The organism is Pandoraea thiooxydans, assembly GCF_001931675.1.
GTDB lineage: Bacteria > Pseudomonadota > Gammaproteobacteria > Burkholderiales > Burkholderiaceae > Pandoraea > Pandoraea thiooxydans.
Genome location: NZ_CP014839.1, coordinates 2,385,787 through 2,406,859 on the forward strand (window position 1 = coordinate 2,385,787; position 21,073 = coordinate 2,406,859).

19 protein-coding genes, 1 tRNA gene and 1 pseudogene are annotated in these 21,073 nt (G+C 59.3%); 11 read left to right on the forward strand and 10 right to left on the reverse strand.

Going from position 1 to position 21,073, the window contains the following annotated elements:
• Positions 1–23: 23 nt before the first annotated feature.
• Positions 24–737: a response regulator transcription factor gene (locus tag PATSB16_RS10940; protein WP_047214164.1), complete on the reverse strand. Its 714-nt coding sequence runs from the start codon at positions 735–737 to the stop codon at positions 24–26.
• A 336-nt stretch (positions 738–1,073) separates the two neighbouring features.
• On the opposite strand from PATSB16_RS10940, the gene xth reads away from it, so the two are divergent.
• Positions 1,074–1,853, forward strand: coding sequence for an exodeoxyribonuclease III (gene xth / locus PATSB16_RS10945; RefSeq protein ID WP_047214165.1), 780 nt, complete (start codon positions 1,074–1,076; stop codon positions 1,851–1,853).
• A 5-nt stretch (positions 1,854–1,858) separates the two neighbouring features.
• On the opposite strand, the gene PATSB16_RS10950 is transcribed toward xth, so the two are convergent.
• The 5 genes from PATSB16_RS10950 to glnA all read right to left on the reverse strand — a co-directional run bounded on the left by PATSB16_RS10950 (position 1,859) and on the right by glnA (position 7,535).
• On the reverse strand, positions 1,859–2,281 hold the full coding sequence (locus PATSB16_RS10950; RefSeq protein ID WP_047214166.1) for an HIT family protein: 423 nt from the start codon (positions 2,279–2,281) through the stop codon (positions 1,859–1,861).
• A gap of 127 nt (positions 2,282–2,408) precedes the next feature.
• Entirely contained in the window at positions 2,409–3,311 is a 903-nt protein-coding gene (gene rfbD, locus PATSB16_RS10955; RefSeq protein WP_047214167.1) for a dTDP-4-dehydrorhamnose reductase, read from the reverse strand.
• An 18-nt stretch (positions 3,312–3,329) separates the two neighbouring features.
• Positions 3,330–4,835, reverse strand: a complete 1,506-nt coding sequence (ntrC, locus tag PATSB16_RS10960) for a nitrogen regulation protein NR(I) (protein ID WP_047214168.1) — start codon at positions 4,833–4,835, stop codon at positions 3,330–3,332.
• A 43-nt stretch (positions 4,836–4,878) separates the two neighbouring features.
• The gene (gene glnL / locus PATSB16_RS10965) at positions 4,879–6,009 is read right to left on the reverse strand and encodes a nitrogen regulation protein NR(II) (RefSeq protein ID WP_047214169.1); all 1,131 of its coding nucleotides are present in this window, start codon (positions 6,007–6,009) and stop codon (positions 4,879–4,881) included.
• 110 nt (positions 6,010–6,119) lie between these two features.
• Positions 6,120–7,535, reverse strand: coding sequence for a type I glutamate--ammonia ligase (gene glnA, locus PATSB16_RS10970; RefSeq protein WP_047214170.1), 1,416 nt, complete (start codon positions 7,533–7,535; stop codon positions 6,120–6,122).
• A 349-nt stretch (positions 7,536–7,884) separates the two neighbouring features.
• Here glnA and PATSB16_RS10975 point away from each other — a divergent pair, with 349 nt between their 5' ends.
• From PATSB16_RS10975 to PATSB16_RS11010, 8 genes are all read left to right on the forward strand, one after another.
• A complete protein-coding gene (locus PATSB16_RS10975) occupies positions 7,885–8,349 on the forward strand; it encodes a rhodanese-like domain-containing protein (protein ID WP_047216480.1) in 465 nt (154 codons plus the stop codon).
• A 49-nt stretch (positions 8,350–8,398) separates the two neighbouring features.
• The gene (locus tag PATSB16_RS10980) at positions 8,399–9,019 is read left to right on the forward strand and encodes a LysE family translocator (RefSeq protein ID WP_047214171.1); all 621 of its coding nucleotides are present in this window, start codon (positions 8,399–8,401) and stop codon (positions 9,017–9,019) included.
• A 189-nt stretch (positions 9,020–9,208) separates the two neighbouring features.
• Positions 9,209–9,508, forward strand: coding sequence for a DUF4148 domain-containing protein (locus PATSB16_RS10985; RefSeq protein WP_047214172.1), 300 nt, complete (start codon positions 9,209–9,211; stop codon positions 9,506–9,508).
• Between the two features lie 293 nt (positions 9,509–9,801).
• A complete protein-coding gene (locus PATSB16_RS10990; RefSeq protein WP_047214173.1) occupies positions 9,802–10,044 on the forward strand; it encodes a hypothetical protein in 243 nt (80 codons plus the stop codon).
• A gap of 96 nt (positions 10,045–10,140) precedes the next feature.
• The gene (locus tag PATSB16_RS10995; RefSeq protein WP_047214174.1) at positions 10,141–10,323 is read left to right on the forward strand and encodes a hypothetical protein; all 183 of its coding nucleotides are present in this window, start codon (positions 10,141–10,143) and stop codon (positions 10,321–10,323) included.
• A gap of 120 nt (positions 10,324–10,443) precedes the next feature.
• Positions 10,444–10,519: transfer RNA gene (locus PATSB16_RS11000), tRNA-Lys, on the forward strand.
• Positions 10,520–11,261: 742 nt separating this feature from the next.
• Entirely contained in the window at positions 11,262–12,332 is a 1,071-nt protein-coding gene (locus tag PATSB16_RS11005) for a ComEC/Rec2 family competence protein (RefSeq protein ID WP_047214175.1), read from the forward strand.
• Positions 12,333–12,584: 252 nt separating this feature from the next.
• The gene (locus PATSB16_RS11010) at positions 12,585–13,145 is read left to right on the forward strand and encodes a hypothetical protein (protein ID WP_237170220.1); all 561 of its coding nucleotides are present in this window, start codon (positions 12,585–12,587) and stop codon (positions 13,143–13,145) included.
• Between the two features lie 311 nt (positions 13,146–13,456).
• Here PATSB16_RS11010 and PATSB16_RS11015 read toward each other — a convergent pair whose 3' ends face one another.
• The 3 genes and pseudogenes from PATSB16_RS11015 to PATSB16_RS21305 form a co-directional block, all read right to left on the reverse strand.
• Positions 13,457–13,723: a hypothetical protein gene (locus tag PATSB16_RS11015; protein ID WP_052892654.1), complete on the reverse strand. Its 267-nt coding sequence runs from the start codon at positions 13,721–13,723 to the stop codon at positions 13,457–13,459.
• A gap of 319 nt (positions 13,724–14,042) precedes the next feature.
• The gene (locus tag PATSB16_RS11020) at positions 14,043–14,777 is read right to left on the reverse strand and encodes a hypothetical protein (protein WP_047214177.1); all 735 of its coding nucleotides are present in this window, start codon (positions 14,775–14,777) and stop codon (positions 14,043–14,045) included.
• Between the two features lie 355 nt (positions 14,778–15,132).
• Positions 15,133–15,270, reverse strand: a pseudogene (locus PATSB16_RS21305) (transposase); the annotation flags it as partial.
• Between the two features lie 1,264 nt (positions 15,271–16,534).
• On the opposite strand from PATSB16_RS21305, the gene PATSB16_RS11030 reads away from it, so the two are divergent.
• Together PATSB16_RS11030 and PATSB16_RS11035 are read left to right on the forward strand one after the other, a co-directional pair.
• Positions 16,535–17,866, forward strand: a complete 1,332-nt coding sequence (locus PATSB16_RS11030; protein ID WP_156884709.1) for an MBL fold metallo-hydrolase — start codon at positions 16,535–16,537, stop codon at positions 17,864–17,866.
• A gap of 262 nt (positions 17,867–18,128) precedes the next feature.
• Positions 18,129–19,121 carry a ComEC/Rec2 family competence protein gene (locus tag PATSB16_RS11035; RefSeq protein WP_047214179.1) on the forward strand — a complete coding sequence of 331 codons (993 nt, stop codon included), beginning with the start codon at positions 18,129–18,131 and terminating at the stop codon, positions 19,119–19,121.
• 40 nt (positions 19,122–19,161) lie between these two features.
• Here the strand turns inward: PATSB16_RS11035 and PATSB16_RS11040 are convergent, their stop codons facing one another.
• The gene (locus tag PATSB16_RS11040; protein WP_052892655.1) at positions 19,162–20,304 is read right to left on the reverse strand and encodes a patatin-like phospholipase family protein; all 1,143 of its coding nucleotides are present in this window, start codon (positions 20,302–20,304) and stop codon (positions 19,162–19,164) included.
• Positions 20,305–21,073: the final 769 nt, after the last annotated feature.

Below are 21,073 nucleotides of genomic sequence, written 5' to 3' on the forward strand. Positions count from 1 at the left end.
GCACGCGGCCCGGCTCACCGAGGCTACATTGCCTGGCGAGCCGCTCCTATTCTATCCAATCGATAGCCGTGGCCGTAAATCGCGACGAGCCGATAGCCGTGCTGGCCGGCCCTGAGCTCGAGCTTGGCGCGCAGTTTCGCCACGTGGCTATCCAACGTGCGGGAAAACGCCGGGTTGGCCTCGCCCCAGATCATGCGCAGGATATGCGCGCGCGTGACCGTGTGCGAGATATTGCGAAACATCAACAGCGCGATATCGAATTCCTTGTGCGTAAGCGAAACGCACTTGCTCATGAATTCGACTTCCCGCCGGCTGATATGAAAGGTGTAATCGCCATGTATCTCGCGGCTGCTGCGCACATCGGTGCCGCGCGCGCGGCGCAGCATCGCTTCGATCTGCGCGACCAGCACGGCGGGCGAGATCGGTCTGACGGTACATTGGTCGGCGCCCAGCCGCAGGCCATCGGCCACGCTCAAAGGATGCTCCGCGCCGGTAATGCACATCAGCGGCGGATTGTTCTTGGCGCGGTGCCTGAGCCGCCGGATCAACATCGCCGGGCCGGCGTTCTCGCCTGACCAATCGACGATCAATGCGTCGTAACATTCGACGTCGAGCGCCGTCAGCAAAGCGTCGCTCGAATCGAAAAAAGCGCATTCGTAATGCGCACTCGACAGAACATGTTCGAGAATCTTTGCGTCATTCGCGTTGACGGCGAAGACGGCCAGTTGGATTTTCATGCTCGGCAAAAATAGCCCATCAACCTCGTTTCGTTTCGGCTGCACACATCCAGCATGTGCAGGCCAATCCAGCGTTATCGAGCAGGCGACCAGATTCGACACCCTACGGCCGATCATAATGGTCAGGCATGCAAATCAAGCAAAACTTAAAGATATTTAACAATTGAACAGATATCGGCTTCGGCTATGCGCCGTTTTCGCGCGATGCGCCCCGCGCTCGAGAGCGGTTTGTCCTCGGCCGGCGGTGCCGGTATCATGGCCGGCATCGGCCTGGCCGCCCGTGATCTCACCGGGCGTCAAATTTAAACGCAACAAAATCAATCGGTTATCACAGAAATGAAAATCGCCACCTGGAATGTCAATTCACTCAAAGTCCGGCTCGGTCAGGTCCAGGACTGGCTCACCGCCAATCCGGTCGATGTCCTGTGCCTGCAGGAACTGAAGCTGCCCGACGATAAATACCCGCTGGCCGAAGTCAACGCCACGGGTTATCAAAGTTATTTCACCGGACAGAAGACCTACAACGGCGTGGCGATTCTGGTGCGCGAGGCCAGCGGCCTGGCCGTGACGGACGTGGTTCGCAACCTGCCGAATTTCCCGGACGAGCAGCAACGCCTGATTGCCGCGACGGTCGGCGACATGCGTGTGGTGTGTGGCTACTTCCCGAACGGGCAGGCACTCGACTCGGAGAAGTTTCCGTACAAGCTGCGCTGGCTCGACGCGCTCACGCACTGGCTGAGCGACGAACTCCCCAAGCATGGCAAGCTTGCACTATTGGGCGACTTCAATATCGCACCGGAAGATCGCGACGTGCACGACCCCAAGGCCTGGGAGGGAAAGAACCTGGTCTCGCCGCAGGAGCGCGAGGCATTCGCCCGCCTGCAGGGGCTGGGCCTGCGCGATGCGTTTCGCCTGTTCGAGCAGCCCGAGAAAAGCTACAGTTGGTGGGACTATCGGATGCTCGGCTTTCGCCGCAACGCCGGACTGCGCATCGACCATATCCTGCTGAGCAGCGCGCTGGCCGATCGCTGCGTGGCATGCGCGATCGACCGCACGCCACGCGCGCTCGAGCAGCCATCGGATCACGCGCCGGTCATCGCCACGCTCGAACCGTAAGCGGCCTATGCCGGCCAAGCGGCCTTGATGCGCTCGGCGATTTTCTCCAACTGAGCGGGATCGGCCGGCTTGGCCGCATGCATGGCCAGAAATTGGCCGTCGCGACGCGGAATGACGTGCACGTGCAGATGAGGCACGGTCTGGCCCGCCGCAGCGCCATTGGCCTGGGCCAGAATCACACCGGCCGGCTCGAGTGCGGCCTTGACGGCCAGCGCGGCCTTGCGCGCGGTGCGCATGCAGGCCGCGGCGGCCTCCTCGGAGAGTTCGAAGATCTGCGCGGCCGCTTCCTTGGTGAGAACCAGCACGTGTCCTTCGCTCTGCGGCATGATGTCCATGATGACCAAGGTCTGGTCGTCTTCGAAGATCCTGATGCACGGCGCTTCGCCACGCAGGATTTTCGCGAAAATATTGTTCGGATCGTAACTCATGGCCCTGTCCGGAGATAGATGAAGCGCTTATTGTAATGAGCGGTTCATCGGCTGGCGAGGCAACGCTCCGAATCACCGCGTACCTGTGCCGGCACCCGCGACGCGACGCGGGGACCAGGCGCTACCGTCAGGCGAGCGGCTGAGCGGGTTCAACGCCCAGGCAGAGGCCCAATCCAGCCTGCCACGATGGCGCACGCAGCCCGAAGACCTCGGCCAGCTTGCCGTTGTCGAGCAGCGAATTGACCGGACGCTCGGCCACCGCAGCATACTCGCGAGCCGATATCGGCAACACCTGCGGCCTGGCGGCCAGATCCATCCGATTGACGATCAGTTGCGCGAAATCGTGCCAGGTGGAACGGCCCTGCGCGCTCAAATGGTAAATGCCGCTGCGCGCGTGCCACCAATCGAGTCCCTCACCAGCGGCCATGCCCTGCGTCACGATGTGCGCGCTCAGCTCGGCCACGGTGCGGCACCAGGTCGGAGCGCCGTATTGGTCGCTGACGATGCGCAACTCGGCTCGCGAGCGGGCCGCACGCATGATCGAGAGCAGGAAATTGCTGCCACGCAGGCCATAGACCCAGCTCGTGCGCAAAATCACGTGCGCCGCACCACTGGCCGCAATGGCCTGCTCGCCGGCAAGTTTGCTGCGGCCGTAGACGTTGAGCGGATTGGGCTGCGCGGCCTCGGCATAGGGTTCGCGCTGCGCGCCATCGAACACATAATCGGTCGAGTAATGCACCAGCACCGCGCCTTGCCGGACCGCCTCTTCGGCCAGCACGCCCGGCGCCTGGCCGTTGACGGCCATGGCCAGTTCAGGCTCCTGTTCGGCCTGATCGACAGCGGTGTAGGCCGCAGCATTGACGATCAAGTCCGGAGATACCTCGCGCACTACCTCGCGAATGCGCGCCGCATCGCGCAGGTCGAGAATCTTGCGCGACGGCGCGACGATCTCGCCGAGCCCCTGCAGACTGCGCGCCAGCTCCCACCCGATTTGCCCGCTGGTGCCGGTAATCAGAATCTTTTTGATCATGCTCGCTACTTTCGCATTTCAGGATTCCAGGCCGAGTTCCTGAATCTTGCGGGTGATCGTGTTGCGGCCGATGCCCAGTCGGGTAGCCGCTTCCACTTTGCGCCCGCGAGTGAAATCGAGCGCCTCGTTGATCACCGCGGACTCGAAGCGGCGCAGCAGCACGTCCATCACGTCGGGCGTGGCCGTGCGCAGCAGGCGAGCCACTTCGCGCCGCAGCGTAGGCTCCCATTGGCCGGCCTCCGGTGCCATGCCGGCGAGCACGCCGGCACCGCCGGCAGGCGTTGCCGCAACGTCGGCCGTCGGTGTTTCGGCCAGCGTCGAGCCGCCGGCCCCTTGCGGAGCCGGCGAGGTCGCCGCCGCGCCAACGGCGCCAGCGTTTTGAAATTCGGGCGGCAAATCCTTGATCTCGACGGTTTGCGCCGGCGCCATCACGGTCAGCCAGTTACTGAGATTCTCCAGCTGGCGAACGTTGCCCGGGAAGGGGAAGCGCGTCAGGTGAGCCAGCGCGGCATCGCTGATGCGTTTTGGCTCGACGCCCAGATCCTGCGCGCTCTTCTGCAGGAAATGCCGCAGCAGCAGCGGAATGTCCTCGCTGCGTTCGCGCAGCGAAGGCAGGCGCAGCCGGATCACGTTGAGCCTGTGGTACAGGTCTTCGCGGAACAGCCCCTGGCGGGCACGATCCTCGAGATTCTGATGCGTCGCGGCGATCACCCGCACATTGGCCTTGATCGGGCTGTGTCCGCCGACCCGATAGTAGTTGCCGTCCGACAGGACGCGCAGCAGGCGGGTTTGCAAATCGAGCGGCATGTCACCGATTTCGTCGAGAAACAGCGTGCCGTTCTCGGCCTGTTCGAAACGGCCCCTGCGGGTGGCCTGGGCGCCGGTAAATGCACCGCGCTCGTGACCGAATAATTCGGATTCCAGCAAATCCTTCGGAATCGCCGCGGTATTCAATGCGATAAACGGCCCCGCCGCACGCGGGCTGTGCCGGTGCAGCGCGCGCGCGACCAACTCCTTGCCGGAGCCGGACTCGCCGGTGATCAGCACCGTGGCACTCGAGTGCGACAGCCGGCCAATGGCTCGGAAAACGTCCTGCATGGCACTGGCTTGCCCGAGAATCTCGGGCTCCTCGGCCAGGCGCTCGTCGACGGTCGTCTCGCGCAAACTTTCCTCGACCGCGCGCATGATCAGCTCGACCGCCCGATCGACGTCGAACGGCTTGGCGAGATACTCGAAGGCGCCACTCTGAAACGCCGAGACGGCGCTGTCCAGATCCGAGAACGCCGTCATGATGATGACCGGCAGGCCGGGATACCGCTGCTTGGCTGTTTGCAGCAACTCAAGCCCGGAGCCGCCAGCCATGCGAATATCGGAAACCAGCACCTGCGGCGAGTCGGTTTCCATCGCGAGCGCGGCCTCGCGCGGCCCGGCGAAGCTGCGCACCGGCAAGTTGGCGCGCGAGAGCGCTTTTTCGAGAACCCAACGAATCGATTGATCGTCGTCTACTATCCAGATCGGCTTCATGGCTCACCGTGAAAAAAACATATCGGAACTGCCGGTGCCGTACTCATCCGAGCGGCAGCATAATGCGGAAATCGGTGCGTCCGGGCCGACTCTCGCACTCGATCGATCCCTCGTGCCGTTGCACGAAAGACTGCGCGAGCGTCAATCCCAAACCGCTCCCACCCTCTCGACCCGACACCAGCGGAAAGAAGATGCGATCCCGGATTTCCTCGGGAATACCGGGCCCGTTATCGATTACATGCAATTCCAATGCCAGCTTGTGCAACCGCTTGGCCAGCGTGACCTTGCGCGCGACGCGGGTGCGCAGCACGATGCGCCCTTGCCCGCGCTCGATCTGCTCGCGCATCGCCTCGGCGGCATTACGCACGATATTTAGCAGTGCTTGAATCAATTGCTCCTTGTCGCCGCGCAACTCGGGCAGGCTGACGTCGTAGTCGCGCTCGATCTCCAGGCCCTGCGGGAATTCGGCCAGCACCAGCGAGCGCACCCGCTCGCACACCTCGTGCAGATTGATTTCGGTGACGATATAGGGGTGCCGGTGCGGCTCGAGCAACCGATCCACCAGGGTTTGCAGGCGATCGGACTCCTTGATGATGACTTGCGTGTACTCGCGCAACTCGCGCTGTACGAGTTCGAACTCCAGCAGTTGGGCCGCACCGCGAATGCCGCCCAGCGGATTCTTGATTTCGTGCGCCAGATTGCGAATCAGCTGCTTGTTGATCCATGCCTGATCGAGAATGCGCTCTTCGCGCTCGTTCTTGAGCTTCTGTTCGTTTTCGATCAGCTCGACGATCACGAAATCCGGGGCATTTTCCGGGATGCCGACGATCGCATGGGTATGCAATGGCTCCTGCGCAGTGCGTTCGAGCACCAAATCGAGGCGTGTTGCCTGATATTGATTCGCCAGCAGCTCTTTCACGGTGGCGTCGATCACTTCGCCGTTGAGAAAAAGATCGTGCCAGGTCATATGCGCCAGCGAGCGCCGCGAGAGCGCCAGCAGGGCTTCGGCTGGCGGGTTCGCGTAGACCACCCGCAGCGTCAGCTTGTCGAGCACCAGCAGGACCGTGGCCAGCGCGTCGAGACCGGGCAGAATGCCGCTGGCCGCCAGCGCTGCGTGCCCGAGGTCTTCAGGCGGTTCGGCAGTCGGAGGGTTCGTGGTACGAACTGATTTCATGTTTGGCGCCGTCGAAAAACCAAGCTTCACACTGGTCGCGAAATAAAGAAGGGGGAGGCAAACCGCCCTCCCCCTGTGCTTTCATTGGCTAGCTCGGAGCTGGCAACAATTTACAGCGAGTAGTACATGTCGAACTCGATCGGATGCGTGGTCATGCGGAACCGGGTCACTTCTTCCATCTTCAACTCGGTGTACGCATCGAGCATCGCGTCGGTGAACACGCCACCGCGCGTCAGGAACTCGCGGTCTTCCTGCAGGTACTCCAACGCCTGTTCGAGGCTGGCGCACACGGTCGGGATCTTGGCATCCTCTTCCGGCGGCAGGTCGTACAGATTCTTGTCGGCGGCTTCGCCCGGGTGAATCTTGTTCTGCACGCCGTCCAGGCCGGCCATCAGCATGGCCGAGAATGCCAGGTACGGGTTGGCCATCGGGTCCGGGAAGCGCGCTTCGATGCGGCGGCCCTTCGGGTTGGCAACGTACGGAATGCGGATCGAGGCCGAGCGGTTGCGAGCCGAGTAGGCCAGCTTGACCGGTGCTTCGAAGCCCGGCACCAGACGCTTGTACGAGTTGGTGGTCGGGTTGGTCAGCGCGTTCAGCGCGCGAGCATGCTTGATGATGCCGCCGATGTAGTACAGCGCGAAGTCAGACAGGCCGCCGTAGCCATTGCCGGCGAACAGGTTTTGGCCGTCTTTCCATACCGATTGGTGGATGTGCATGCCCGAGCCGTTGTCGCCGACGATCGGCTTCGGCATGAAGGTGGCGGTCTTGCCGTAGCTGTGCGCCACGTTTTGCACCACGTACTTCAGAATCTGCGTCCAGTCGGCGCGCTGCACCAGCGTGGAGAACTTGGTGCCGATTTCATTTTGGCCCTGGCCCGCGACTTCGTGGTGGTGCACTTCGACCGGCACGCCCAGTTGTTCGAGCAACAGGCACATTTCCGAGCGCATGTCCTGGAAGGTGTCGACCGGAGCGACCGGGAAGTAGCCGCCCTTGACGCCCGGGCGATGGCCGGAGTTGCCGCTGTCGAATTCCTTGGAGGAAGACCACGGTGCTTCTTCCGAGTGCACGGTGACCGAGCAGCCGGACATATCGACGTGCCAGTTCACGGCGTCGAAAATGAAGAATTCGGGTTCCGGGCCGAAGAAGGCGGTGTCGCCCAGGCCGGTGCTCTTGAGGTAGGCTTCGGCGCGCTTGGCGATCGAGCGCGGATCGCGGTCATAACCCTTGCCGTCGGAAGGCTCGACCACGTCGCAGGTCAGCACCAGCGTGTTTTCTTCGTAGAACGGGTCGATATAGGCGGTGTTCGGATCCGGCACCAGCAGCATGTCGGAGGCTTCGATGCCCTTCCAGCCGGCGATCGAGGAGCCGTCGAAAGCGTGCCCGCCGTCGAACTTGCCCTCGTCGAATGCCGACAGCGGCACGGATACGTGCTGCTCTTTACCTTTGGTGTCGGTGAAACGGAAGTCGACGAATTTGACGTCTTCCTCTTTCACCAACTTCATTACGTCTGCCACAGACTTGCTCATGCATATCTCCCGAAAGATTCAACTTGTCACCCCGCTGGCGCATCCCAGCGAAGTGCCACATTCTAACGAACTCCGTTTGCGGATTCATCGTTATTAAGCAGAAAACATGCCACATCGCTTTTTCTGCCGCAGAGCCCGCGCGCGCGCAGGATGCCACGGAGGATCGGACTCTGTCATTATGGATGAAAATCCCCATTTTGATGCATGCCCACCGCAAAAAATCACCAATATGGTGCGCATCGCAAAAATGCTCGCTTTTGGTGCAATCGGGCCGGGCTACGCCCGTCTCTGGCGAATTGCGGTCACACCCCATAGAATGAACGACCATTACCCGAGCGAACGCAATCCCATGACGACATCTACCGAAATCTACTCGCAAGCCGATCAACGGCGCCAAAGCGGCAACCTGCCATATGCCGGCGCGGTCACGCCCGAGGAGGCCGCGACACTGCTGCAACTCGACCCCGAGGCTCGACTCGTCGACGTGCGCACTCGCGCCGAACTCGACTGGGTGGGCCGGCCGCAAATTGCCGACGACAGATACATTCATATCGAATGGATCCGCTACCCTGGCAGCGTGCCCAATGCACAGTTCCTGGAGCAGTTGCGTGCCCAGGTCGCACCCAACGCACCGCTGCTGTTCCTGTGCCGCAGCGCGGCGCGCTCGAAGGTCGCAGCCAAGCTCGCCACCGAGAACGGCTTCAGCAAGGCCTATGACATTCTCGAGGGTTTCGAGGGCGATAAAAACAGCGCCGGCCACCGCAAAACGGTATCCGGCTGGTGCCATCGAGGCTTGCCCTGGATTGGGGCATAAGACCGGCGCGCCCGCTGCGGCATCGCACCCGCCCGATAAGGAGTTTTTGATGAGTCTTGCGAGCTTGATGACTTTCGCGCTGGCGCTGCTGGTCGCCGCCGGCGCGCCCGGCCCCGGCATCGCCGCCATCGTGGCACGCGTGCTGGGACGAGGCACGCAGGGCGCGATCGCTTTCACCGCCGGCATGGCCATCGGCGACGTCGTCTGGCTGACCTGCGCTGTGCTTGGGGTGGCCGCACTGGCGCAGTCGTTCAGCGAAGTCTTCCTGGCGGTCAAATACGCGGGCGCGCTCTACCTGCTTTATCTCGCCTGGAAAATGTGGACCTCGCCAGTCACCACGCAGGAGGTGACGCAGCAGGCGCAGCCGCCTCGCGAGCGCCCGTCCAGACTGTTTCTCGGCGGACTGTCGGTGACCCTGGGCAATCCGAAGGTCGTGATCTTTTATCTGGCGCTGCTCCCCAATCTGCTTGACCTGCGTCACATCACGCCGCTCGGATACGCCGAAGTCGTCGGTATCACGCTGGCGATTCTCGCCGTGGTGTTCGGCGCCTACATTCTTCTCGCGGCCCGCGCCCGCAAGCTCCTGGCCTCGCGGCGCGCGATGAAACTCCTCAACCGCTCGACTGGCGTGGTGATGGCGGGCGCCGCGGTGATGGTCGCGACCCGCTGACAACCTCCTCCGCCTGCCCGCGCCGCCGAGACCTGCCATCGGCGGCGTTTTTTTGGCTGCATTATTGCGATTCGAACAATAATTTATTTAATCAATCGCTATTTTTCATCAATAGCCTAGGGAATACACTGATTCCTGTCAGCGGTGCCAAGATCGCATCGCTCCTAACCAGTTAGACAGGAGTCAAAAATGAAACGTCTTACCCTTGCATCCGCCCTTGTATCACTCACGCTGGCTGCCGCTGCCGTGCCGGCCTTCGCCAGCGACGCTTATCCCGATGGCTCGCAACTGGCCTGGGTGCTCCAAACCAGCAGCGTGACCCGCGCGCAGGTTCGCGCCGAGCTGGTGCAGGCCGAACAGCAAGGCCTGCTGCTGCAAACCGACACGGTCTACCCGAAGCTTGCCGATCCGGTCAGCACGAAGACTCGCGCCCAGGTCGAGCAGGAACTCGTCGGCTACACGCCGGCGCCGTTCTATCGCGGTCAATAATCGCCTCGAACGCCGGACGGACGGGGTGCCTAAGCATCCCGCCCATGCCAACAACGCCGGCGTGACGACGGGCGCAGCCAGCCCGCGCCCGTCGTCAGCCGAACCCGATATGTCAGGGCCTGCGGCAACAGCTCCCCTTGCACAGCCCTCTCCTGTCTCCGTGCGCTTCCCCGAGCGCATGGGACCTTGCCCACCGCACGCGCGGTGGGTTTTTTTGCTCCACCCTGCCCAGCCGTGGCGCCCTGAGGCCGTGCTAGCATACGCGGTTATTCCTTACCGGATCGGAGTCTCGCGTGAGCCAAATTGAATTCGACATCGAATGGACCGAGCGCGCCTCGAAGAAAATCGAGCGCCTGCTGCCCAAGGGCACGCCGATCGGACTGCCGCCGATCGAATGCCTGCCGATGGAGGGCGACGTCCTGTTCCTCGGCGGCAAAGAAAAGAAACAGCCTTTCGTCGTGGTCGAACGTCAGTACCACCATGAAAGCGACGACGACTGGACCATCGTCCTGATCCTCGATCTGCCCGAGGCCTGACGCGCCGCCACCGTGCCGCATCTCGGGGTTAACCTGCGATGCGCGCCCAATTTCGCCTGGCCTATACTGAAAACGTCATATAAGCAGGAGACGGCCATGCTCACCTTGACCAATGCTCACCTTATTTTGATGTTTGCTCTCGCGGCGCTCGGCGGCGTACTCGCCGGCACCCGGCCCTGCCCGCTCTCGCTCATCAAGATCGGCCTGCGCGCCATCGGCATCGTCGCCGGCGCGATCCTCGCGGTGCTCGCTCTCGAGATGCTGCCCGTATTGCTTTGAATCCTGGCCGGCATCGGCCGGCAAATACCGTCGCGATGCCGCGCCATCGGAACGGCGCATCAAAAATCACCGGCACTATTGACCGCCTCAAAAAACCCCGGTAAGATTGCGGGCTCAGTTGGGGCGTTAGCTCAGTTGGTAGAGCAGCGGACTCTTAATCCGTAGGTCGAGTGTTCGAGCCACTCACGCCCCACCAAAGAATTCAAGGGCTTAGCAGCGATGCTAAGCCCTTTTTCTTTGCTCTCGCGGGCTCGATTTTAGACATTGTCTAATATTCGAATTTGGCACTCCGTGGACTATCGTCGAGCGTCAAAACTTCCCCTTCCGCGCTGACGGCCGCCATGTCACGCATGCGCCCGCCTGCCAAGCGATTCACGTGCTCCCGCGCCTGGGTATCCGAACGCTGCCTTCGGGGCCTTACTGACGCGAATCGACCTGCTATAAATCAATGCCTTACGCAACTCGCAAGCCTCAAAACCAAGGCTGCACAGGTTCAATCAAGTCCATTCCATCGCACGCCAGCTGCAATTTAGCCGCAGGCCGGGCGTCATCTACCTGACTGTCGAATTGGCGGCAATTTGCCGTACCCGAGGCCGTGGCGCCAGGTACCCGGCGAGACGGCTACTGACCTTCAAAAATCCCACTCGCCGCCGTTTCGCAATAGTACCCGCCTGCTACGTCTTCATCCTCGGCCCGACAATATCCTTTCAACACTCCTAACGTATCGCTGAATTAAACTTTCAATTACCTCGGCAAAATCGCTGCCGGTACTGACGGGCTCGCTCGCAGTTGCTCCCTTGACAGCGTCATTCCAAGGTGATTAAGTATCGCCAACGACAAACTTAGACCAACGACGGCACGCGCAACAAGCACTATCTATCTACACCCCGGAAACGCGCCTCGTCGGTTACAACCACACTTCGTGGGACGGGGATATCATGCCAGACAGCTATGAGTTGGATTTTTTGGCCGTCGAGACGGATAAAAGTGGCGATGCAATTACCATTCGCTACGTCATCGATGGAATCGCCGGGGTGCACGTTGTAGACGGTGGTTACATCGATACTGGCGACACAATTATCGATCACATCAATACGCATTACGGTGTAACGCATGTTGACCACGTGATTCTAACTCACCCCGACCAAGACCACGCCAACGGCCTTCGAAAAGTCTTAGAAACACTTAGCGTTGGGACCTTATGGATAAACCGACCTTGGATATACGCAGAGCGCCTGCTTCCAAGGTTTGAAACATACACATCCGCTGAAGCGCTCCGCCGCAAATTACGCTCCACATATTCCGCCACGGCAGCACTGGAGGATATCGCAATAGAAAAAAACATTCCAATTCGCGATCCATTGCAAGGCGCAACAATAGGACCATTCCATGTATTGGCCCCGTCTCTTAACAGATACTTAGATCTTGTTGTGCATTCCGAAAAGACGCCGGAAGCGGCGCAGGAAAGCACACTTGCGACAATCTTCGACGGCTTTTTCAAGGCGGCAAAGTCCATAGCAAATTTCATTAAGGGCGCATGGGGCGATGAGAATTTTCCCGAGGATGGCACGAGCAATGAAAATGAAATGAGCGTCGTTCAGTTCGCTGAAATTAATGGAAAGCGCATACTACTCACCGGCGACGCGGGGCGAGACGCACTTAATGAAGCAGCAGATTACGCACCTACCATCGGACTAACGCTCCCCGGTGTCTACGAATTTCAGGTTCCTCACCATGGCGGGAGACACAATGTAAGCACGGAGGTCCTCGACCGCTGGCTCGGTCCGCGACTTGAGGACCAGCCGGAGAAGACAACATGGCGAGCGGTCTGCAGTTCGGCCAAGGCTGACGAGCATCATCCGCGTAAGGTCGTGATACGGGCTATGGTCCATAGAGGCGCATGGTTTGGAGCTACAGAGGGTCGCTCAATTCTCCTGTCCAGCGGCATCACTCGCGAGGGATGGACCTCCATTCCTCAAATCGATTACCCCCCGGAATTTGAGGAATAACTATTCATGGCGCTAGGTGCCCTAATCGAGCAGATTCGCGACCCTTATCAGCAAAAGGCTCGTGTTTTTCCCGGATTATTGACTGTGCTCCCGCTATGTGTCCCATTGCTATGGCTGCTGGGGCCGCACAACCCTCTGCTTACAGCACTACTAACCTTGCTTACGAGTTGCGGGGCAATATACGGTTTAGCTAGCGTAGCTCGTGGTCGCGGAAAAAGGCTCGAAGAGAAGTTACTGCTTCGATGGGGGGGAATGCCAACAACAATACTTTTGAGGCATCGCGACACATTCCTCGACGACTACACTAAAAATCGTTACCGTGCCGCGATAAAGGCTAAGCTTGGCGTTGATCTTCCGACGGCACAAGATGAGGCGCAAGATCCGGCTGCCGCAGACCGCTTATACAGTGGGGTTACGCGGCACTTGAGAGAGCTCACCCGCGGCAAAGAACACTCTCTGCTTTTGAAAGAGAACATCGCGTACGGCTTTCATAGAAACATGCTCGCAATGAAACCTCTTGGAGTGTCCACGAGTCTTGTGGGTATAGCAGTCGGGCTATTCCTTAGCGAGACCCTTCAATTCTCCCCATTTCGCATACACCCGGGAAAATTGCTGTCCCCGGGGGCGGTCGGTGGAATCACGCTCTTCGTCGCGACGGCGGTTTTGATATCTTGGATGTACTTCACCGAGGCGCACCTGAAACGCATCGGATACGTGTATGCAGAACGGCTCTTTGAATCAATTGCAGGACTTCAGTCGCGGCGCGCCCGCAGCAAGGCGACAGCGCCGGCAGCAAAGTCGACAGAAGTTTGATCTGTCGCATGCTGGGTCCAGGCGCATCAAATTGCACGATTTCCGCATCGCTGGAATTGCGGAGAAGTCCGCCGTGCGAGCATCGTACAGTGTGACGACTCAATGCATCAAAACCGCGCAGTCAACACCCCACTCAGGCGGGGACGGGGACTGCGTATTTCAACACAGCTCGCGATTGGTCGCGCCTGCACGCCGACAGCGGCCCCGAAGCAGGGCCCAGTCTCACATACTGGGGGTACCGAGAACCTAAGCGTCGACGGCTAGCGCTCCCGGTCGACCGGGACCGTATGTTCCGGTAATCTTGGCCGGTGTCACCTTCCGGCATAAAGGAGCCGGGTATTTCCGGCATATAGGCGCCAGTAGAAGCGGGTAGGAACGAGCCCCTTGCGCGGCGAGCCCAGCGCCGCGGCGATCTCCGAGTCATCCGGTAACGGCGCATCGGGCTTGAGCCAGCCGCGTTGCTCGGCCAACTCGCGCAGTGCAGCGAGCTTGCGTCGGCCCATGTAGCGACAGCGCGCCAGCTCGCGGTCGGAATCCCCGTGGCGAATGCGCACGAGAACCTGTCGATAGTGGTGCATCTCGATTCTCCGTCGGCTCATCGCAGCCTCCCTTGGGGGATCACGCCCCAAAGGGTAAGCCGACGATGAACGTCACCATCGAGATGCTCGGTACCGCCCCTGGCTCCTATATGCCGAAAATCGGCTGGCTCCTTTATGCCGGAAACGAAGTGGCTCCTTTATGCCGGAAGCCCGGTGGCTCCTATATGGCGGAAGATGACACCGTCCCGCTCGAACAGGTCATCGTTCATTTTCCATTCAAAATTGGGCCACTTTTACCAGCTTTGGGCGGTGGTCGCCGTCGTGTTCGGTTTCCATTGTGTCTCCGCATCACGCGCCGTTACGCCTGGTGCGCCGCAGCCTGCTTTGCTGCATCGTCCGCCTTGCGCGCCAGTGCCATGTCGACCAGTTCGAGCTGGTAGTTGTAACGACCGAGCACGACCTTTCTGAGGGCCGCGCCGATCGACAATCCAAACACCAGTGCGATCCCCCAAAGCAGCATGGTGTTTGCCCAGTTGTCGGGCGTGAATCCTCGAAGAAACGTGTCGTGCAGCCACGCCCGCCCTCCCGCGTCCTTGACATTCGTGATCGTCACTGCCGCGATCGACCACAGCGCCGCGCTACTGCCAAACACAAGCCCGACGGGGGCGTCTAGGCGCTTAACTTTGAGTTGAAGCCAGGCTTGGGCTCGCCCGAGCGTCGCCTTATCGTATCGCGCAAACTGCGCCACGTGCCGCTCGTCATTTTCGATTTCGCGTTGAAACGTCTCAAGGGTGTGCGTCTTCCAGCGCCACAAGAGCCGGAGCATCGCATAAGGCTCAATCAGCATTGACGCCAAGGCCAGAAACATCGTGAAGAGGGCAAGCACCGCGCCTATCAGCCGCAGAGGTGGCCAGGATGCCAAGTGGTACGAGTAGGCCGTAATCATTAGCAATACGAGGGCTGCCGCGCCTAGGCCGAGCACGAGCACCGACAGTTTCCGGTACCGTTGCATATGTGCGCTGTTTGCGGGCCGGTACGGCTCGGCGCCGGCAAGTTTCTTCAAGAAGTCCTGGATGTCCCGAATGTCCTTCATTGCATCTCCTCGCTGATGAATAGCTGCGCGGGTAGCTCATCCGCCCGATGCAAATTGACGCGTCAGGGCGCATTTCCCGGCGATATCGGGACGTGGCGTCGGCCACCAAAATTGCAAGGGTCGGATGGTAAACTTGGAGTGGAGTCGCCACATCTGCTCACCCGCCTTGCACGGGTAGCGAATTCGCCTGTCAACTTCTGTCGTTCCTCTATGCTTCGAAGGAACGCCCGCCGAGCAGCGCGTCCGCCCGCAGTAGCATCCCCAGTCACCGAGCGATCAACCAGGACTTGAACCCGAGCGCACCGCTCTACAAACTGACGGCCAGCGCCGCTAGCGTATGTAATCCATTCCCCCCTTAGCTGCGGGTTTCATGAACCACAGCCACCGGAATCAGCGACGTCGTCTGGGCCTGCAATTGCTCGCGATAGCGACGCCGCCACGTGAACAGCATGTTTGCATTGATGCCATTCTCGCGCGCCAGCTTTGCGACCGAAGCACCCGGCTCGCATGCCGCGGCCGCAAGACGGCGTCGAAACTCGCGATCATAGTTTGGGCACCCCTTGCCTACCCGGCCTGGCTTCTGGCTCTGTCACAGTGATGTCCATCAAATCGAAATTGATGGGCACCACTTTGATGTCGGTTCTCGCCGTCGTCTATGACGGTCGTCGTGAGGCGCTTACCTCTCAATCGACCGACGCCCACTGATAAACGACGCGTGCCAGCGCGGTCGAACTGCTTTATGTCGTGCGTGACGAGGCAGTGTTCGACTTCGGTGATCAAGTTCGGGTTGTCCGACTGGACAACAGTGCAGCGCAAGTTGGCGAAGTCGGGCGCCTGGCGCTATTCCACACCGAGCACGGCGAACGATGGCAGTTTCGCCCCTATCGATCCGGCACTTGGCGCAGAGCGCCCGAGCTGGACACGCCGTCAAGCTGGACTTGGCGCTGTATAAAAACCGGCGACTTCACTGCCACAGCAATCGGTGTCCTGCCGAGTCATACCCCAGCCGCTCATCTTCCACCTGAAGATGACAACAACGGGTTCCCGTTTTAACGAAGGACACAGGAGGGCAAATCGCCCTCCTGTTTTGATTTTCCCTTGCCCCAGTAGGCATCTGGCGCGGTAATCCCACCCACTGGACGCGAGGATTACCCAAGCCGTAACGTAGATCTATCAATGGAAAACATTCCGCAATCGCCAAGGCATGTAACCTGCGATTTTGTCTTGATGCTGAACTCTGCTATACCAGACGAAACCAGACAGTGTTCGACTTCAATGACGAATTGCAACTTGTCCAGCTCGACAGCAATGAAGCATTGGCGGGCACCGTAGGGCGCCTCGCGGCGTCCCACACACCATTTGGCGAACGCTGTCAGTTCCGGCCCTACCGGTTCCAAACCTGGCGCAGGGTGTCGGGTTTGGATACGGCCCCGAGTTGGGCGTGGCGCTGTATTGAAACGGGTGAACTCACAACTACGTCGATCGGTTCTGTGCCAAGCTATGCACCAATCGCGCTACCACGATCGGGTGATATGGACGATCTGCAGTTTTAATACCAACACAGAAATCGACGCCCGCAGTCAGCAGCCTGACTGCACGGCAATATTCCGCAGTGTAATATTCGTCTCGAACAGCAAAAACAGAAATGATAAATCAGTGGTTCGTATGCTGCAACTGGGCGGTTTCGGGGAATGAGAATGGGAACTTTTCACGTTGATAGGGTTCAGTACCCCGTCGGTCAAGGCGGCTTTCATTCGATGACAATTCACATCGGAAGCCAGCGGTTCAGCGTGGTAGTGGATTGCGGCGGAGGCAAAGAGGAACATCGCAAAGTCTACGTCGACGCGTTCGCTACTGGTAACAAGAAGCACGATGTGCTCGCGATTAGCCATCTAGACTGGGATCACATTGGCGGGATTGGCTCCCTGGCGCGCTCGGGGGTTCAATTCGCGAACGTATTCTTGCCGCACGTGGACGAGCACGTGTACGCACGGTGGATGACGACGCGTCTAGCATATGCCATGTCGGATATCGATGTGGGTGAAATCGGAGAGGCTGTCGATTATCTGGGTGGGCTGTATGGAGGACGGTATGGGCGGCCTGTCCGGGTAGTCCCGGGCGATGGTGGGGACCTGCCGCCCGGAGACGAGCCGCCGGACCGGCACGAGACCAGCCGAGAGCATCCGCCCGTCTCGGGTCTGCTGGCCGAAGATATCCAGGAACAACTCGAGCGTATAACGGCCCGGCAAGGATTTCCGGCAAAGCGTTCGTTGACCTTCAGTTTTCTCGACTGGGTTTTGCGGTTTTACTCATGGGAGTGGACCTGTCCGGATGAGATTACGCAGATCTGGAAATTGCCAGTCCTGCAACAGCTTGCCGACTCATTACGAGCGCTGGTGCGCAATGGCTTCCAGGACGACACGACGGCGCTGATTGCTGACGTGGTCGACGCGCTCAAGGCCAAAGTCTCGGCTGACGACGCGACCAGCGCGATCAAGCACGTTCGCACGGGCCGCGTATCAAAGCAAAAGGCAATGACCATCAAGACCCTGTTGGGCAAACTGTATGAGGCCTCGCCGACCCTGGAGAACTATAACGACGCTTCGCTATGCGTTTATGCGGGGCCTTCGCCTCGCGGAGTCAACGTCCCCCACACGGGGTTCGTGCGACGTATAGAAACCAAGGGGCAACGCGTGAATCTACATCCGGACCGCGCTGCTGTATCCCTGCGGGCAGTCGGCTGGATGCATACGGGTGATGCTCATCTCGACGCACCCCGACTAGGGCAGTTCGCTGAGCACTACCGGATTGAGTTGCCGTTGACTTCGGTGCTTGTATTGCCTCATCACGGGTCGCGGAGGAGCTACGGCCCGAATCTGACAGAGTTCGATGCGCTGGCCGCCGAAATGCCTAAGCGGCCTCTCTTCGTCGCTGCCGCGCAGCCTGACCATCAGCGGTATGGTCATCCGCACAGTGCTGTGGTCGCGCGATGCCTAGATCATGGTGTGCTTCGCATTGTGGACGATCGCCCGGGCTCGCTGCTGGAGGATTCGGTCTGTGTCCGAGGTTTTCATTATTGGTTCGTCTGATCCCGCTCGATGTGAGATGAGCCGGATTGCAGGTCGCATCGATCCAGCCAGCGATCCGTTTCATAGATACAAGTTACGCCTGTGCGATGCAGAGATGTGACCACGAAGAGTTGGGCGGTGATCGCCAGCTGTCTCATTGGCACAAAATTAACGCAAAGTCTAGTGGTTTCCACCAAGTAGTGAAATTTTACTATCCATGTCTCAATTATGCGAACGCGAGACATTAAACAAAGACCATGAGCAATTTCTTAAGCGGGGTTCAATGAAGCTCTCAGAAATACTGGCCAACAACCGGCCGACAGCAAAATCCGTTCGAACGCGATTCCGCGCATATAAACTAGGGACGGCAGGATCCCTGTGCTCCTACTTCGCCGGTGGCCACTTTACGCTCATTGAGGCGATGGATAGCTCGGTGAGTCGGAGTAGTTTGCAGGAGGAGTTGAGGATTTGCGGAAAAAGCCACATTGATACGCTGCATATCACCAGCTGGGACAATGACCATTGCGAGACGAATGCCCTGGAGTGGATCCTGAAGACGCTCCAGCCCGAGCGAATTGAGACGCCCGGATACGTACACGACACGCAATGTGCCAGGGATTGCCTGGACTTGATAGGCAAGTACAGGACTGCGCGGGCTAATTCGGGAAAAGCGGCAAAGGTTGTTTCCGTAACGCCAGACTACATATCGAGTCTCGAACCATCTGTGGTTCTTGGGTATCGCAATATTTTTTACCATCCAAAAACCATCTACGAAAAATCGAACAATAATTCAAGCGTGAAGTTTTTTAGAACTGGTTCATTTAACGTCCTGAGTACCGGTGACATCGAGCATCATGACATCGGAGCCTATCTCCGACGTTGCAACAAGTTGCGCCGTGAGATTGACGTGCTTTTACTTCCCCATCACGGTGGTCCGGTGGACTTGATGACTGCGAAATTTCTCGAGGAACTGAAACCGAGCCTGGCGGTATGCACGTCCAATACGGCAAACCAGCATGATCACCCAGATCAGTCGATCAGGGACCTGCTGAGCGATCAGCGGATCCCGTTGATGACCACGAAGCGCGGAGACGTGATCATCGAGTCGACCGGCAGCCACATCAGCAAATATAGGGCAACCGACCTGCTTTCCGATGGAAAGAGTTCTCAGGAAGATCTCTGCTTTACGGCGCGCAAGTTCGATCTTCTGTCGAAAAACGGCGACACGATCCGGGACCGACTCGATCACCAGAACACTGGCCCCCGCCGTCGCTAGTTGATAAGGCCGCGTGACTAGTGGGGGCTGTTAAAGGACGTCAATCCAGCGGCCACTCTCTCATCGGGAGTACACCGGGCAACGCGCCGGGGCCCAGCACATAACGACGCATGGCTGCGTCAGTTAGCGCGTAACCCCAGTTTATGAGGTGGCCCCGCTCCCGGGGCGTGAAGCGATTCAGTCGTGTGCGAACGTTTTGCAGTGAAGCGGTTATCTTATTGTCGGCGGCAATAGCATCCGGCAACTCAAAGTCACCGATTCTAGTCTTCATTCGCCAGTACGCCCCTTTCTTGCGAGAGACTGCATTCGGCCCGCTGGAATCGGGGTTGACGCTCAGGTCGTCCATCAACCTCCGTCGACGCAGGGCTCGCGTCTGCTCGGTTACGATGTCCATCGCGCGCAGCGTCTGACTAAACCAGTTGCGTGGGGGATTCGAGACCGGAGACAGCGGCGCTCCAGCGTCGCATGCCAATACGGTGGAGCATCGCTCCAGGGCCTGAAGTCCAATATTGTCGTAGACCCCACCGTCGGTCAGCACCATGCGCCGACGAAAATCTTCGCGTTCGTACAGGTCGGCACCCTTGGTCCTTACCCATTTCGTCGGATCGAGATCGAGTGTCGACGGAGATAAGAAGGGCGGAAACGCGCTGGATACGGCGACAACTTTTGCGACAGATAGATCGGGATTCGGAATCTCGCCGATCCGGTAGTCCCCCAGACGCTTGCGTTCGATTCGTACACTCACGCCAGTCTGCAAGCTGGTGGCGTAAAACAGAAACCGCGGGATCATACCCGGTACGGGTTCAGGTATGTCCCTCTGCAGGGTAGCGCCCGAAAACAGGTGTCTGTCGTAGGCGCGGGCAACTACGTCGGACACCGTGTGACAGGGCGAGAGAAGACCTTGGCAAATGGCCGGGGAATCAATCGTCCTGTCCGCAAACTCGATGAGCGGTCGCGCGATGACTGTCTCGAAATTGGTCGCCACACTGTTCGTCCATGCCAGCTGTTTCCAACGTGTGGCTAGGACTGCGTTGGTGATGGACCCACCCGAAACGCTCGTGATCATGTCAATTCTTGGCAGCCATCCCAAATCATTTAGCCGCCACAGACTGCCCAGATCGAAGAGCATGGCCCGAAATCCCCCTCCGGCCAGTGCCAGCCCGATATCGACCTTGCCTGGCATATGGTTTCCCTGTCGTACTGCCGTCATTTGATTTCCCCGATCGAATCTGCCTTCTTTTAATCGTCCAATTATGGACTGGTGCAAGCATTGTGCACCTTCAGCTAAGGGAGCGCCACGCTCGACAATCGCGCCATCTCGGTTTTCATAAATGAAAATATCGTCCGCCAGCGCGGGCCTGTGGCTATATCGGCAAAAGCAGGAGGATCATTGGGAACCTGTACTTCCCAAATCGCGCGGATGTCCTGTTCCCGATATCAGCAATTTGATTGGTTACCCTATCCCTTTCAGCGCTTGAGATCACCAGACTCGTCCACATCGCCACTCCGTCTTCGTGCGAAACGGAGGCATTCAACCGTTCAGCATATCTTCGGTGAAACAACGCCGCTTGTGCGTCGCAAATTTTCCTTCTGTAATCGTCAAGGACTGAAGTCGTGTGTAGTCACCAACAGCTCCATATGAGTTGCCGTCTCATTCCGAAATTGGGCGATCGGCCTCGACGCCCCGGAGGATGGTCAGAGACAGGACAGGTAACGTCCGCATTCCTTCCCGGCTCGAGCACGGCAATCCCGAGGTTGTCAAAGCCGCCACCATCGGTTAGCACTACCTTCTCTATCGATCGCTCGCCATTCCTTTCGAAAAGGTACTTTTCGGCTAGGGGCGGTAGAAGGAGCGGAAACGCCGCCGACGCCGCTACTGCCCGGGCCACTGGAATGTCAGCAGTCACGATGCGGCCGTACCGCCATCCACCCGATGTCACGGAGCCAAGCCG